This window comes from Enterovibrio norvegicus FF-33 (assembly GCF_000286835.2).
Classification (GTDB): Bacteria; Pseudomonadota; Gammaproteobacteria; order Enterobacterales; family Vibrionaceae; genus Enterovibrio; species Enterovibrio norvegicus_A.
On the sequence record NZ_AJYD02000014.1, the window covers coordinates 1 to 453 of the forward strand.

General features: G+C 54.1%; 1 rRNA gene. It reads left to right on the top strand.

Annotated elements, in window-relative coordinates:
* Positions 1-408, top strand: a 16S ribosomal RNA gene (locus tag A1OO_RS06410); the annotation flags it as partial.
* Positions 409-453 lie beyond the last annotated feature (45 nt).

The following is a 453-nucleotide window of genomic DNA, read 5'->3' on the forward strand; positions in this document are numbered from 1 at the left end:
TAATGTCGGGAACTCCAGGGAGACTGCCGGTGATAAACCGGAGGAAGGTGGGGACGACGTCAAGTCATCATGGCCCTTACGAGTAGGGCTACACACGTGCTACAATGGCGTATACAGAGGGCAGCAAGACCGCGAGGTGGAGCGAATCCCAGAAAGTACGTCGTAGTCCGGATCGGAGTCTGCAACTCGACTCCGTGAAGTCGGAATCGCTAGTAATCGTGGATCAGAATGCCACGGTGAATACGTTCCCGGGCCTTGTACACACCGCCCGTCACACCATGGGAGTGGGCTGCACCAGAAGTAGATAGCTTAACCTTCGGGAGGGCGTTTACCACGGTGTGGTTCATGACTGGGGTGAAGTCGTAACAAGGTAGCCCTAGGGGAACCTGGGGCTGGATCACCTCCTTAACGATACTATTAATGCCAGTGTCCACACAAATTGTATAGGTTGAA